The organism is Parabacteroides caecihominis (assembly GCF_023656785.1).
Lineage (GTDB): Bacteria > Bacteroidota > Bacteroidia > Bacteroidales > Tannerellaceae > Parabacteroides > Parabacteroides segnis.
On record NZ_JAMOKS010000002.1, the window covers coordinates 89,022 to 104,630 of the forward strand.

The following is a 15,609-nucleotide window of genomic DNA, read 5'->3' on the forward strand; positions in this document are numbered from 1 at the left end:
CTAATACTTCACTTTACAATCTTAATATACCGCAACAATGCTTCTTTTTCAGCCTCGGCAACTAACATGTAAAAAGCATCTGGTTCTTGCTCTGTATGCGATTTCTCCAAAGCTTTATAATATTGTAGCTTCTTCTCATTTTCCCCTTTCAGGGTAACAATAATATAACCATGCTGCAAAAGATAAAGGTTCATCAAAAGACGGCATGTACGTCCGTTCCCGTCAATAAACGGATGAATCCGTACAAGTTCATCATGCAGGTAAGCTGCAATTATTACCGGATGGACTTTATCTTTTTCCATTTGCCTGAACTTCAATATAAAATCCTCCATCAGATTTTCAATCAAATAAGGTTGAGGTGGCATGTGCATACTACCGGAAATCATTACAGGAACAGTACGATATCGGCCAGCATTCTCCCGATTGATTCCATGCAAAACAATAGCATGTATATCTTTAATTGTTCGTTCACTAATATCTACATCCTGTCGGGCAATATCTTTAATAAAATCAATAGCTTGCGCATGGTTGATAGCTTCTAAATGCTCACGCATAGACTTGCCTGATATAGTTATACCCTCATTTACAACCAAAGCTGTTTCCTGCAATGTAAGTGTATTTCCTTCAATCCGGTTACTCTCATAAGTATACTCCATATCAAGAGCATCCTCTATCTTTTTAAGGGCTTCCGAAGGCAATGGACGCAATGTCGACAATTCAGATTTAAGAATATCTATTTCCTGCAATATGGTATTCACATTCTCGTTCATAACTATCCTACTTTGAGGTTGATATACCTTAAACGACAAGAATCGCTTAAACGTCTTATTTTCAACATTTAAGCGATTCTTATATGTGGTCCCACTTGGGCTTGAACCAAGGACTCCCTGATTATGAGTCAGGTGCTCTAACCAACTGAGCTATAGGACCGGTGTTTCAGAGGCTTGCTCTGAAATCGGGTGCAATATTACGACTTTTAATCGGATTCTGCAAGTATTCTTGTAAAAACTTTACTTTTCAGCTGCTTCCTCACCGCCAAATTCCATCAGGTAAGCCTTGATAAATTCATCGATCTTGCCGTCCATGACACCATTTACGTCGGAAGTCTGGTAGTTTGTACGATGGTCTTTGACGCGACGGTCATCAAAAACGTAACTGCGGATCTGTGATCCCCACTCAATTTTCTTCTTACCGGCCTCAATCTTAGCCTGTTCAGCCAAACGATGTTTCAATTCCTTATCGTACAGGATAGAACGCAACTGGCGCATCGCATTTTCACGGTTCTTCGGCTGGTCGCGCGTTTCAGTGTTTTCAATCAGAATCTCTTCCTCCTCACCTGTGTAAGGATCTTTAAATTGGTAACGCAAGCGTACCCCTGATTCTACCTTGTTCACATTCTGTCCACCGGCACCGCCTGAACGGAAAGTATCCCATGAAATAGCCGCTGTTTCAATCTTTACCTCGATCGTATCATCAACTAGCGGAGTAACGAATACAGATGCAAAAGATGTCATTCGCTTTCCCTGTGCATTGTAGGGAGAAACACGAACCAGGCGATGCACACCATTCTCACTTTTCAGATACCCGAAAGCATAATCGCCTTCAATATTGATCGTGACAGTCTTGATACCCGCCTCATCACCTTCCTGCAAGTTTGCAATGGATACTTTATAATTATGGGATTCCGCATAACGCAAATACATACGCATCAGCATGGAAGCCCAGTCCTGACTTTCCGTACCACCGGCACCGGAATTGATCTTGAGTACGCAACTCATCTGGTCTGCCTCGTCACGAAGCATATTCCGGAACTCCAGATTCTCTACCAGATCTAAAGCCTTGGCATAAGCCGCATCGACTTCATCTTCGGTGATAATCTCTTCTTTTACATATTCATAAGCCAACTGCAACTCCTCTGCTGCCGCATTTACCTCGTTGTAAAGTTCGATCCACTTCTTCAGTTCTCTTACTTTCTTCATCTGAGCCTCTGCCCGTTTGGCATCTTCCCAGAAGCCGGGGTCCTGTGTACGCAGTTCTTCTTCTTCTAACTGGATGGTCTTACCATCTATGTCAAAGATACCCCCTCAGCGCGTTCTCGCGCTCCAACACATTCTGTAGTTGGTCTGATGTTATCATAATCTTCTTCTTATTTTAAATTTTGTGCAAAGATAGGAAATTAATTGTCAGTTTACTCTGCATACATCGCTTCAATCTCATTCGCATATTTTTGCAAAACAACCGGACGACGTAACTTTAATGTATCCGTTAACTCACGCCCCTCCATCGTAAAAGGCTGAGGAAGTAGGGTGAACCGCTTGATCTTCTCGTAAGAAGCCAGATTTTTCTGATGTTCCTCAATATGCGACTCTATCAGGCGGATGATTTCATTACTGGCCAAAAGTTCTTCACGACTACTATACGCGATACCCTTCTTTTCCGCATATTCTTCCAACAAAGTATAAGCCGGCACAATCAAAGCACTGACAAACTTACGTTGGTCGCCGATAACAGCAATCTGCTCGATATATTTATCGCTGCCCATCTCTATTTCAATCGCTTGCGGAGCTATATATTTACCATTCGATGTCTTGTAGAGGTCCTTGATACGTTCTGTAAAGAACAATACGTTTCCTTCCAGACGTCCGGCATCTCCGGTACGGAAAAAGCCGTCCTCTGTGAATGCGCGTGCATTTTCTTCCGGTTTATTATAATAACCGGTAGTCACTGTTTTACCTTTGACAAGGATTTCTCCGTTGCTCTCGTCTATTTTAACTTCTACTCCCGGCATTATTTCACCGATCGAACCGAATTGAAAACCTATTTCCGGATAGAAACAAACTGTCGCCGTCGTTTCACTCAATCCGTACCCATAGACGATAGGGATATTAACGGACTGAAGGAATTCATTCACCGTATCAGACAACGGAGCCCCTGCAACCGGGAATAAACGTCCTCTTTCAATACCCAGTACCTTTTTCAGTAGGGTAAAGACAGTCTTATCATAAAACTTAAATTTGGTTTTCAGGCAGAAAGGAGCTTTGATACCTTTATTCTTATATTCCAGATTATACAGACGTCCAGTTTCTATCGCATCCATAAAAATCTTCTTCATGAAAGGCGCCGAGGAGTTGATTTTCTCATGTACTCCTACATATACTTTTTCCCAGAAACGCGGCACATTACACATCAGCGTCGGATGAACTTCCGGCAATGTTTTCTGGATCATCTTCGGATCCTGGTTAATCGCGATCTTCACCCCTTTATGCAGACAATAGCAAGTCCATGCCTTCTCAAAGATATGGGTCAGCGGAAGGAAACACATAGATGTATCCTTGTCATTAACCATCGGCAAGCGGATATCATGGATACGCATCGCTTCCAGATAATTAAAATGATGAAGAACGACACCCTTTGATTCACCAGTCGTGCCCGAAGTATACATAATAGTAGCCACATCATCAGCACTAGCCTCATTCATACGGATCTTTACAGTAGTCTCGGCATGTGCATTGTCACCCAGACGCAGAAAGTCATCAAAATAAATAGAAGTCTTATCTTCCGGATTCAACTTAACGGCCGGATCAAAAATAATCAGACGTTTTAAGACGGCAGATTCTTTTTGTACCTTAAAGGCATTGTTATATTGCAACTGTTCACCCACAAATAGCGTGTGTATCTCCGCATCATTAATAATATATTCTATCTGAGCAGGAGAGTTAGTTGCATACATCGGGATAGAAATCACCCGGTTTCCGTATGCACCGAAATCTGTGAATAAACATTGCGGCATATTTTGAGAATAGATACCGATCTTTTCCTGTACTTCTATTCCAAACTCAGCCATAGCCTCTGCTGTAAGCATTACTTTCTCTGAGAATTCTCTCCATGAGATCTTTAACCATTTCCCGCTTTCATTATCACGGTATTTTAAAGCTGTACGTGAACCATACTTTTCAGCCTGTCTATGAATTAACTCGGCATAGTGGTAATAAACCATAATTCTTCTTTTTGAATTGATACAACAAAAGTACGGGTTTCCTACTGAATAGCAACACTTTCGCTCCTTTTTTTACACACAATTGTACTTTTTGTGCAAAAATGGATTCACAAGACAAGATACCGAAAGACACTTTTAATAGCTAAATACTTTCCCTATAGAGGGAAGAAGCTGAGTCCATCAAGACCAGCTTCTTCTCCCTTTCATTTATTTAATCAATTCTTTTAGAACGCCCGATTCTATTTCACAAGCAGGATTAAACTCTGGTGAAATCATATATTTTTCGATACTGTATCTGAATTGTCGGGCAGAGATCCGCTTATCCAGATCGTGTATAATATCGGCACCACATACCATCATTTTCCCATTTCCTACTCTGACTTCAAAAAGTAAGCCTAATTTCCGGTTGGTAAACCAATCATCTATATGGTATATTAACGGTCTGTAATCTACAGGAAAATCATCCATCACTATCGCCGCACTTCCCGTAACGATATCCCACCATTGATAATCGCTATATCCGTCATTAGGAAAAGCATTAAAAATGGGATGTCCCGGATCACAATAGATTCCAAGCGTATGCGGAGCTTGTTTTCCTGACCATGCCGTATTCCAGAATATAGGAGAAAAACCGACTTTAATAGTCCCTCCTTTATCATCTTTCAGGATCGTTTTCGACAAACAATACAATACGTTTCCTCCAGCCTTCGCATGTGCCACAGCATCATTGAAATCGGAAGTCACATAAGGTCTTTCCTGTGGCTTATCCAATAAGGTAGGATACACCCAAAAGTTCCACCGGTTACATGCATCTGTTCCTCCAACCCTCACAGTAAGGGTTAGCTTTGAAGGTTCTTTGATATCAGACAACTTGAATTCGATAGATGAAACAGAAATACAATTATCTTGTCGAAGATCTTTAATACTTTTGCCTGAGGCCAGTATCTTTTGGGAAGTATCAGTGATCTCCCATTCAACAGATGCATTTTTTAACGGTTGTTTATCGAAATATGATATTTCCAGAGAAGTTTTGAATACTTCATTATTGCTCCAAATCATTTTACTCATTCGCGCCAACGGAACAATACGATTACAAAACATACTGTATTCTTTACCATCGACATATCCTTTTAGATCCCAAAATGCGTCAAGAACACCAACCAACGCCGATCCTTGTCCCGGAAAATCATGCAGATCGAGTAGCTGAAATCCACCGAAACCGGGTGTCCGCAATGCAGCTTCAATCTCTTCCTTATAACAAAGAGTCTGCAAACGCCCGGAAGCATGTAAGAACTTCTCCGCCAGATCCCCCAGATGATGCTCTTCCAAAGTTTCCCGGAAAATTTCAAAGTTCTTAGCTTTTAATAGTCCCGTATATTTGGATATCTCTTTAAAATTCGGATACACACACCATTGTCCGATCTCATGACTTACACTCGGCATAGGCGCTACACGGGCTGTAGCCTCCCTGTAATCAAAATCCGACCTCGGTGATTCTCTGTTGATAATACTATTCAGTTGACCTCCGAAAATACCAAAATTAAGACGTGGATCATAAGCACTCCAAAAATCAGAATTGGTTGTATACGGCCATCCGGCTCCTGCTATATAAAGTCGACGCTTATCCTTAGCTTTCCAATGATCTACAAAGTTCGACAGATATTCGACCTGACGCCCTCCTGCAGGTTCGTTTCCATATGTAAGTACACAGAAAGAAGGATGATTTCCAAATTCTTTAACAATTCGTTCGCTTTCCTCCATGAACCACTTGTCAGCAGGACCTCCGTCGCCAACCAATCCCCAGCCACCAGCTTCTACCTGCAGATAAATACCTTCGCGATCAGCCACTTCAAAAGCAACCCGAGGCGGACACCAGGAGTGGAAACGTACATGGTTCAACCCAAATTCCTTACAGCGTCTGTATATTTTTTCCCAGTAAGCAGCATCCATGGATGCGTAACCTGTTAATGGAAATATACCACACTCAAGTGTCCCCCTGAGAAAAACAGGAGTTCCGTTAATACTAAAACGCGTTCCGTCCACTTTAAAATCACGCATTCCGAAAGTAGTACTTCTCATCTCTTTTCCTTCTTCTGTATCTATCTCCACTTGCAGTTGATACAAGTTAGGCTCAAATTCAGACCACGTAAGCATCTCCTCTCCCATATCCAATGTACAATTAAATTGTGAACTTTTACAATCCACCGAAGCATTAACAGGAGTCAGTTCTTTTATTACATTGCTGTTGAAACTTTTTCCTTTAATTTTAACTTGTACAAATTTCCCAGCAGAGGACCCGGCAAATGAAACAACGACCTCCGCCTTTTTATTTTTTACATCGGGGTATACTTGTATATTATCAATATGCAATGTTGGACGTGCTGTAAGGGTGATATTCCCCACAATACCATTCCAGTTAGTCTGAGTATGGTCTGAAACACTATGGGCATTAATTCCGATAGGAATATTCAATCTGTTGTCAACACGAATGGTTAACAACAACTTCCCTGTTCTATTTATCATATAACGATGCGGTGTCTGCAATGCATTATTATCACCTATCTTTTCACCGTTTACAAACAAGGAGGTTTCCCAGTGTGTACGTTCTAGCTCCAGTTCGATGTACTTCTTGTTCCATGAGGAAGGTACCTGAACTTCGCACTGATACCAAGCTACTCCAACGTAATGTTTGTCAGGTTGCAGCCAGAACGGAATTTTAATGTTGCCTGGCTGACGATATTTTTCATATACGTCACTCGTATACCATGACCTGTCCGCGATTTGTCCTGTCCACGGCGTGTTAATGTCAACATCATTACCAAATCCCTGTTCCTGTAACGATCCAGGAAGTTTTATCTTCTCTGCCAAAGGCTGATCATACCATTTTTCAGTAATGCCAACATCATTTGAATCCAAAGCAAAATACCATTCACCGGAAAGATCGATCTGCTGCGTTGATTTATTATTGCACGAGCAAAAAATAACACAGATCATTAATAATAAAAATTTGTTGTTCATGTGATTCTTTTTTTCATAAATGAAAATCAATATTTTATCATTTCTTGTCCAGTAAATAAGGATAATGTTTTTTTATCAAAGAAATAGCTACAGGAGAAAGTTCATTAATCGGCTTGGGTTTATCCTGAGGTCGACTTTGTTTCTGATTAATTTCGCCAAGCAAGCTCCATTTACGAGTCATATTCGCAGGTTCTTCAGCTTTCTGTGTGTAATTGGTGAAATCGATCACATTTTCCCTTCCGTTCCTTTGCCAGTCCTTCGTTATTGCTAGCCGGAAATCTTTGTTCATAAACCAACTTATCTTTAAGTTATAATCAGATCCTCCGATACCCGAACCTTTCTGCTCAAAACGATAATTGAAAGAGTTATCCTTATAGTGCTCCCTCCATAACAGACCGAATTCACCCTGAGTGATAAACTTCACATCCGGCCAGTTTCTTTTTATTTCATTCAGCCAGTCTTTTAATCCGGAAACATCTATAGGAAGTGACAGTTCCCAACAATTAGTAACCCACGCAAAACCATTCAATTCGAATCCTCTGTCATAATGTACAGCTGTCGTATGCATCATTTGGGTAAGTCCGACAAGTTTCCCATACGCATGCAGAGTTTCTATCGGACCGACTCCCATACGACTATTAAAACCATCAGCAAATCCATCCCTGCGGGCAGCAAGGAAATCCATTGTCCAACCATCCAGATTCACACAGTCAATAAAATCATCTTTACCTTGTGCCGGTTTACAGAAATGCTCTTTTGATGGATAAAAAGGGTAAGAGACAGCTCCGTCACCATCCTGATTATCGATAGAGAACTGACTCCATATATTACCCTGACAAACATGTATCCCTTCCTTCTCTGCCAAATATTGCTGGTTTTCAGCGGCCATAAATCCTGCAAGAACACTTTTAGGGCGGAATCCATTACCGACTATTTCACTCACTTTAGCCAAACCTTCATGCAAGTCTTTATTCACCTGTTCTCTGGTATTATACGCATTCGCAAAATAGGCTCCTGGAATAAATGTTACATCATCACCGTATTTATAATGATATTCAGTAACCAACTCCCTGATCTTTTTATAATTGTCCGACATATCGTGCAATGCGAGCCAGCTGAAAGCCCAAGTAATTCTGGCTTCCGGAAATTCTGACGAAATGGCTTCTCGAAAAGCAATAACTCTTTCCGGAGTATGCATAGAACGCTCATCCACTCCTTCATTTTTATTACGGGTAACTTCTATCTGGTTAACGCGAATAATAGTATTGAACGTTAAAAAACGATTACCCATTAGTTTGTCTGGGGCTGGCGTCCATTTAGACTGCCCATGTACAGGGAGAGAAAAACTTATACTAATCAAAAGAATAATTACAAGAATTCGTTTCATTTTTTTTACATTTAAGTGATTCATATTTATGTATATAACCGTGGGTAGTTAACCCACGGTTGCATATAGCTAATTCTTAACCGGTTTCATTTATTACCAACCAGGATTGTTTGGTTTCAAATTAGGGTTTATATTAAGTTGTGATAATGGTAGTGGATAATAATAATGTTTTGGATCTTCGAACCTTCTGTTCGCTTGTTGTTCCACAATCAAAAATCCGTCAGCATCTACCAATCCCAAATTACCAGAGTTCAAAGCTTCCAACTCTTCATACTCAGTTCCCCGATAATTAATACCCTTAATGGGTTGATCCAACTCATCTTTAGCTGTTTTCCAACGACGGATATCATCCCGGCGAAAACCTTCGAATGCTAATTCTATAGTTCGTTCACGACGGATTTCAGTTTGCATATTCAAACCGTTAGCCGTAACAAACTCATTTGTGAGCGGGGGCATTTCCACACCTTTACGGCTACGCACTACATTGATGGTTTTATTTAACAGGTCATTGCTGATTCTCCCGTCTTTTTCAAATGTTGCCTCAGCCAATATAAGCAATACCTCGGCATAACGGAAAATGTGGTAGTCGTATTCCGCCTTATCTGATCCGGCTATTATTTCACCCATAAATTTCCATAATTTATAACCGGTACGTGTTTCCGGGCGTACGGTAAAGACAGGTGAACAAGTAAGCCCATGTTGTTCATTATTATCATAAATACGCCCGGGTACAAGAAATGTTTGTGTCATTCGCGGATCGCGATCAATAAATTCGTCTTCAATCTTTTTATATCCTTTGAAACCTGAGTTCGAATTATTTATAGGTAATCCGGTCTTTTTGCACAGATACATTTCTGCCAGTTTTTTAGTAGGTGTTCCCCACCATCCCCAAGCGATTTGGCTGGCTGTTCCATGAGTACGGATATCTTTATAATAGCGATTCGACAATATAGTTTCCTGTGAATTATCACCGGCATCAATGAATAGATATCGGTAACTATCATTTCCTGAGCCTTCATACAAGGCATACTGTCCACTTGTTCTTATTTGTTCCGCTGCTGTGATCGCCTGATCAAGCAGTTGTAGATAATCCTGACGATGCTGGTGATATTTTGCCCAAGTTCCGGCGAATAATGCCACGCGTGCTTTCAATGCTAATGCAGCTCCTTGTGTTATCCTGCCGTTTTCTTCTGCCTTCAGTTCTTTTTGAAGTGGAAGTTGCTTGTATATAGCATCTAGTTCTGACAAGATAAAATCTTCAACCTCGACCTGTAAGTTTCTTTTGGCCATTAGTTCCTCGGAATCTACAGTTAGCACCCTTTTAATAATAGGAACCGAATTAAATTTTTTCAATAACAACCAGTGATGATAAGCTCGAAAAAAACGGGCTTCTGCAACATAACGTTCTATCTCTTTAGGATCTCCGGGATAAGATTCCGCTTTTTCAATAATCATATTACTTTGACGCAAATATGCATAACAATTATTCCAATCGTTATCATTTTCAGGCGCAATCCAGGATCCATTACTTACATCGTTGTATCCCAGTCCAAAAGCAATATCACTGTCACAATCCATTTTTCCCGATGAAAAAGTTTCCATTGAAGAATCGTAGAGATTATTCAGTTCCAACACAAAATCATCTGGAGTTTTCCAGAATAAGGGGTCAGACAGATCGTCTTTCGGTGTCAGATCCATATCCTGACAACTTGAAAAAACACAAAAAATGGAAAATATAATAATTAAATATTTCATGATTTTCTCCTTTAAAAAATAACATTGATACCAAATGATAAATTACGGGTAAAAGGATAGGAATTGGAACCTCCGTCACTCTCTGGATCCCATCCTCCCGGAACATTATGAATTTCAAACAAATCTTCACCACTAAAATAGAATCTAACCTTCTCTATTTTCATCTTTTCGGTTATTTTACTAGGGATAGTGTAACCAATCTGCAAGTTTTTCATCCTCATGTACGCTGCATTATGCCTAGTATTCGAAGAGTATTGATAATTATAATTTCGCTTATCCTGAAGCGTAATAGCTGGATATTTGGCATCGGTTCGTTCCGGTGTCCATGTTTTACCATACCAATATTCAAGAGGATCCCAGAACCATTCCTGAAATGGCATCCGCGCCGCGCCCTCTAAAAAAGTAGTACGTTTAGCAACCCCTTGCAAGAAGAAAGCTAAGTCAAAACCTTTATATGAAGCATTAAAATTAAATCCAAAACTATAGCGAGGATTTCTGTCACCCAAATAAACAGCATCACCCGCCCCAGGAGTTCCATCTCCCGAAACAGATAAAACACCATCTCCATCCAAATCTTTATACATAGCATCACCTACAGCAATATTACCGGGAATACCTCCTTTAGGGAAACGAGCTTTGTACTCAGCCAGTTGCGTCTCATTCTGGATAATACCGTCAAACATGTAACCCAGATACGAATCCAACGGATAACCATTAAGATAGCCATTATCCTTATAGTTCAAGCCTAAAACAGGATTATCTTTTCCTCCTTTTTCTACTATTTCATTTTTTGCATCACTCAAACTAGCCCTTACTGAATATTCAAAGTCTCCTATTTTATCTCTCCAACCCAATACGACTTCCCAACCTTTAATCTCAAGACGGCCGTTATTCGTGGCTGGGGCATCAGTCCCCAACACAGTCGGATAAGTGATTGGGATCAGCATATTTTTATTTGTTTTCCAAAAATAGTCGAATGAACCATACAGTCGATTCTGTAATACACCGAAATCCATACCAATGTCTGTGGATGCAATCGTCTCCCATGTTCGTGTAGTTGATACCATATTACCGGGTCTGGCTAATTGTCCTTTCGTACCATCTCCGAAAGGATAGTTTTTAGCTCCTTCGATTTTAACAAGTTGAATATAATCATAATAACCGATGCCCGACTGATTCCCCATCTCACCATAGGAACCTCGCAGTTTCAGGTCATCGAATATGCCCGCTTCTTTTATAAATTTTTCTTCACTCAAACGCCATGCAGCTGAAACTCCCGGAAAATATCCCCAACGATAATCTTTTGCAAAGCGGGAACTAGCATCCGCACGTAGTACACCGTCGATAATATATTTATCGGCAAACGTGTAACTCAATCTTGAAAACACAGAATTAATTGTCCACGCATAACCTTCACTTAACGCTAATTGGTTTTCTGTACTTCCCAAAGGTAATGACATTATCTCCTGCTGTGTAAAGTTGACACGCTGGGCTGAGAATTTATCATAATCTGCCGATTCGTTAGCAGCTCCCACCATTACCCCGATATCATGTAATTCACGAAACTTTTTTTTGTATTCGGCATATAATGTAAAATTCTTATATAATGTTTTTTGATACCGGCGCTGGTTCCAGTTTGGGAAATACGTTCCCCGCATTATCTCATTGTCCCAGTCTCGTACATATACAACCTTATTTTCTTCATTTTCATCCCCGTCATTTTTACTTACGATAGCCCGTCCAATAAGATTCAAACCACTGAGAATTTCCCACTTCAGACTATTATTAAAAGTAAAATTACCTGTAGTCTTAGTCGTATTACCGTGTTCTTCAACTGCTTGTGCGGGATTAGTATAACCTTGAAAAGTATAATATCCACCTGCCGGATTATACATAGGTTGCCAACAACGAGCTTTATACATTAACTCCCACAAATTGTCAGTTCCCTGGTTAATACCACTTGAGACCAATCTGTCACTTGCTCCGTAAGAAAGATTTAACTCATAATCAAGCCCTTTTACAATCTGAATATTCGATTTAGCTCGTATGAAGTACCGATCTTCTTTGTCCACTCCAAATTTAGGTAACCCTTTTTCGTTCTGATAGGCCAACGAAATCATATAAGAATATTTATCGCCACCTCCTGTAAGATTTAAGTTGTAATTCTGGAGATGACCGTTACCAACGGTCAGATCACGCCAGTTCTGAGACTTATACCATTTAGGATATTCTCCCCAGATACCATTGAGAATGACTTGGTCACTACCTGCAGCAATCAAAGGAAGATCTTCTGCGGAATACTCCGGCGTCCAGGAACCATCGGCAATCTCTAGTCCCATTGAGGCATACTGATACAGATTGACAGTCTTTTTCATCAAAGCTGGTGTTTTCACAGAATAAAATGCATCTAACGTTACTTTCAATGGTTGATTTTTCTTTCCACTTTTAGTTGTAATGAGTATTACACCATCTGCAGCACGTGCACCATAAATAGCAGCGGTACCATCCTTCAACACTGATACAGATTCAATATCGGCTGGATTGATCAAATCCAAATCTCCTTCCGCACCGTCAATCAGTATTAACGGTCTTCCATCATTAATCGAAGATATATCGCGAATGCGTATTTTAGCCGTACTACCAGGAGCCCCGCTGCTTCGGGTAATAGTCAAACCGGGAACCTGACCTTGCAAAGCTGTCGTCGCATTTTGTACGGGACGAGATTGGAAAGTTGTCGCGTCGGCAGTGGAAACCCCTCCTGTCAGATTTGCTCTTTTGGTCGTACCGTAGCCTACTACCACAACTTCATTCAATTGCAGCATATCCTCCTGTAGAGTTACATCAATTATTCTTTTGTTGCCTACATTTATCTCCTGAGGAATAAATCCCAGAAAGACGAACCGCAAGATCGCTTTGTTATCAGGCACTTTTAATGAATAATTACCATCCAGGTCTGTAATTGTACCCAGGTTAGTCCCTTTTACGGAAATAGCGACTCCAGACAAAGGATCTCCTCTATCATCAATTATTTTCCCTTTTACGATCTTCTCGTTTTGCTCTACACCACTTGGATTCACAGATGAAGTTTTGTTGGTCGATAAAACAATATAAGAACCTTCTACTTCATATTTCAAGTCTGTACCATTCAATAGCCTGTGTAAAGTTTCTACTATAGATTTTTCTTTTACATCTATTGAAACCTTTTTATTCACATTGATATTCTTGTTGTAGACAAACAGGAAATCAGACTGTCTTTCTATTTCACTAAAGACTTGTTCCAATTGAACGTTGTTCTTTTTAATTGTAAAAAGTACATTTTGGGAATGAATTTTTTCTGCAAAAAGACAGAAAACGGGTACGAATAATAACAATGTAGTAATTCGCATAATATTAAAAAAGTGTTTACTGCGTGGCCATTTTTGGAAATGAGCCTCCGACAAAGAATTTTTATTCATATCTTTGTAATTCTTGAGATTAATACAGTTAATAATAAGTGTGTTAGTCGATGCCGATAAGTGTTGCCCCACTTGTCGGCATTTTTCTTAAGGTCAATAAAGCTGTTCTTATACCATAGGCATCTTGTTTTTAAGTTATTACTATTTTATATAAATCACTGAATCGTCTGCGCTCTTTCTGAAAGAATACGGAGCTTCTTTCTGTAATATTTTAAGAGCATTATCTATTCCATCCGAAACCCTAAATTTGCCGGTAAAACCATATTCCAACCATTTATCATTTTCAATAACGATCTTAACCCCGTAACATTTTTCAAAACGATGCATCAATTGCTCGAACCCTACATCTTTAAAGCAGACTAAACCTTCCCGCCACCGATAATAATCATAATCTGTAATATCTTTAGCAATAAGTTTTCCACCTTTAAGAATTACCAACTGGTCGGGGGATAATATAAGCGTATTTTTATCCTGCCTATTATCCGATACTTTCACAGAACCTTCCATCAAAGCAGTAGAAAAGTCTTTGGAGTCAGCATAGTCTTCAACATTAAATTTGGTACCCAATACTTCTATTGAACATTTATTTGTATGGACAATGAAAGGATGTTTGGCATTATGACTCACTTCGAAATAAGCTTCACCATTTAATTTGATTTCCCTTTTTGATTTTGAAAACACACCTGGATATTGTATTTCAGTTCTTGCATTCATCCACACTTTCGTACCATCAGGTAAAGTCAGGTTGGCCCGCTGTCCTGAGGGGACAGTAACAGTATGCATAGCGTCTCCTCCGTTTTGTTGCAAGAAAAACAATCCAATGGAAACTGTTATGGCAATAACAGCGGCTATCTTACATAGTTCGCGAAGTACAGCCCTAGACTGAAATGTTATTTTTCTTTGCTTCCTGCCGTTCTCTACAACTAGATCTTTTTCCCGGAGTTTTCCCGACAGAATCATAGCCGCAAAGAATTCGCGTTCGGCAAAAAGCTTTTCTCTGTTTTCCTGAGATTCCTCCAGCCATTGTTCGATTTCCTTTTTTTCAGACGCAGTAGCCTGCCTGTCAAAAAATTTATATAGAATTTCTTTATCCATTGCTTTTCATGTGTATATAATAAGAACAGATAAAGTCGGGACATCCCTAACGAGAAAATAAACTTTTTAGAAAAGTTTCAACAGAAGAAGAAACCCCGGAAAATAATCTTTCAAAGCTATCCGAAGAACCTTCAACGCTTTTGTTATATGAAACTCAATACTTTTGGTAGACAATCCCATTTGTTCGGCTATTTCTTTATGACTTAGATTGTCATAACGGCTTTTCATAAAAATTATACGGGTTTGCTCAGGGAGAGTAATTAAAGCTTCGTCCACAATTTTCTGAATTTCATCAGAGAATATTTTTCCCGGATTTATTGCTTCCAATGTTGATATATGCAGATTTAACTCCCACATATCACTTGCCTGAATATAAGATTCAGCTTCTTCCCGTGTTCGTTGGTGTTGTAAGTAATTCAAACATTTATTTTTTATTACAGTGAGTATATATGCACGAATATTAGAATCCGGTGCTAGTTTATATCTGTTTTCCCAGTAATTCATCAGACTCTCTAACACAATATCTTCAGCAGCCATTTGATCCCCGATAAAGGAATAGGCAAAATAAATAAATCCTTTCTGATAATTGGTAAACAGGTTAGCCAACTCTTGTATTTCTGATTTATCGTTCATGGTTTTCTCCTAAGAAACTGTTCTAATTTATATTACTCCATTATAACACACTAAATATCATTTGATTTATTGTCTGATTTTTATTTCTTTATGAATTAACGTATAAAGAAACGACAAATAACCATCCAAGAACCTGGCAGATAAACAATACATTGCAATATTAAAAATAATTGGCGACAATCACAAACGAAATCAATGTTATTCCAAATGTCTCATTTTGTATGGACACAGCAGATGTTAAAATAGAATAATTACAGTAGCATGCATTG

The 15,609-nt window shown here is 39.5% G+C and carries 9 protein-coding genes and 1 tRNA gene; all 10 read right to left on the minus strand.

What is annotated here, in order from left to right:
* Nucleotides 1-8: 8 nt before the first annotated feature.
* Entirely contained in the window at nt 9-770 is a 762-nt protein-coding gene (locus tag NBH14_RS01490) for a Fic family protein (protein ID WP_186961250.1), read from the minus strand.
* 86 nt (nt 771-856) lie between these two features.
* Nucleotides 857-930: transfer RNA gene (locus NBH14_RS01495), tRNA-Ile, on the minus strand.
* Between the two features lie 80 nt (nt 931-1,010).
* Nucleotides 1,011-2,136, minus strand: a protein-coding gene (gene prfB / locus NBH14_RS01500; protein ID WP_122326787.1) for a peptide chain release factor 2 whose coding sequence is annotated in 2 segments (ribosomal slippage) — nt 1,011-2,072 and nt 2,074-2,136 — 1,125 coding nt in all. Because the reading frame shifts where the segments join, the coding sequence is not laid out codon by codon here.
* A 52-nt stretch (nt 2,137-2,188) separates the two neighbouring features.
* Nucleotides 2,189-3,997, minus strand: coding sequence for an AMP-dependent synthetase/ligase (locus tag NBH14_RS01505; RefSeq protein ID WP_186961249.1), 1,809 nt, complete (start codon nt 3,995-3,997; stop codon nt 2,189-2,191).
* Between the two features lie 207 nt (nt 3,998-4,204).
* On the minus strand, nt 4,205-7,015 hold the full coding sequence (locus NBH14_RS01510; RefSeq protein ID WP_186961248.1) for a DUF8487 domain-containing protein: 2,811 nt from the start codon (nt 7,013-7,015) through the stop codon (nt 4,205-4,207).
* 37 nt (nt 7,016-7,052) lie between these two features.
* Nucleotides 7,053-8,402 (minus strand): DUF3863 domain-containing protein, encoded by a 1,350-nt coding sequence (locus NBH14_RS01515; protein ID WP_250817073.1) that lies wholly within the window; start codon nt 8,400-8,402, stop codon nt 7,053-7,055.
* Nucleotides 8,403-8,495: 93 nt separating this feature from the next.
* Nucleotides 8,496-10,157, minus strand: coding sequence for a RagB/SusD family nutrient uptake outer membrane protein (locus NBH14_RS01520; RefSeq protein ID WP_186958135.1), 1,662 nt, complete (start codon nt 10,155-10,157; stop codon nt 8,496-8,498).
* An 11-nt stretch (nt 10,158-10,168) separates the two neighbouring features.
* The gene (locus tag NBH14_RS01525; RefSeq protein ID WP_250817075.1) at nt 10,169-13,438 is read right to left on the minus strand and encodes a TonB-dependent receptor; all 3,270 of its coding nucleotides are present in this window, start codon (nt 13,436-13,438) and stop codon (nt 10,169-10,171) included.
* A gap of 315 nt (nt 13,439-13,753) precedes the next feature.
* Nucleotides 13,754-14,707: a FecR family protein gene (locus NBH14_RS01530; protein ID WP_186958134.1), complete on the minus strand. Its 954-nt coding sequence runs from the start codon at nt 14,705-14,707 to the stop codon at nt 13,754-13,756.
* Nucleotides 14,708-14,773: 66 nt separating this feature from the next.
* Nucleotides 14,774-15,340 carry an RNA polymerase sigma-70 factor gene (locus NBH14_RS01535; protein ID WP_186958133.1) on the minus strand — a complete coding sequence of 189 codons (567 nt, stop codon included), beginning with the start codon at nt 15,338-15,340 and terminating at the stop codon, nt 14,774-14,776.
* Nucleotides 15,341-15,609 lie beyond the last annotated feature (269 nt).

Coding starts and splice junctions, on each gene's coding strand:
- NBH14_RS01530 (WP_186958134.1), bottom strand. CDS start 14,707: ATGGATAAAGAAATTCTATATAAATTTTTTGACAGGCAGGCTACTGCG.
- NBH14_RS01505 (WP_186961249.1), bottom strand. CDS start 3,997: ATGGTTTATTACCACTATGCCGAGTTAATTCATAGACAGGCTGAAAAG.
- NBH14_RS01535 (WP_186958133.1), bottom strand. CDS start 15,340: ATGAACGATAAATCAGAAATACAAGAGTTGGCTAACCTGTTTACCAAT.
- NBH14_RS01510 (WP_186961248.1), bottom strand. CDS start 7,015: ATGAACAACAAATTTTTATTATTAATGATCTGTGTTATTTTTTGCTCG.
- NBH14_RS01515 (WP_250817073.1), bottom strand. CDS start 8,402: ATGAAACGAATTCTTGTAATTATTCTTTTGATTAGTATAAGTTTTTCT.
- NBH14_RS01490 (WP_186961250.1), bottom strand. CDS start 770: ATGAACGAGAATGTGAATACCATATTGCAGGAAATAGATATTCTTAAA.
- NBH14_RS01520 (WP_186958135.1), bottom strand. CDS start 10,157: ATGAAATATTTAATTATTATATTTTCCATTTTTTGTGTTTTTTCAAGT.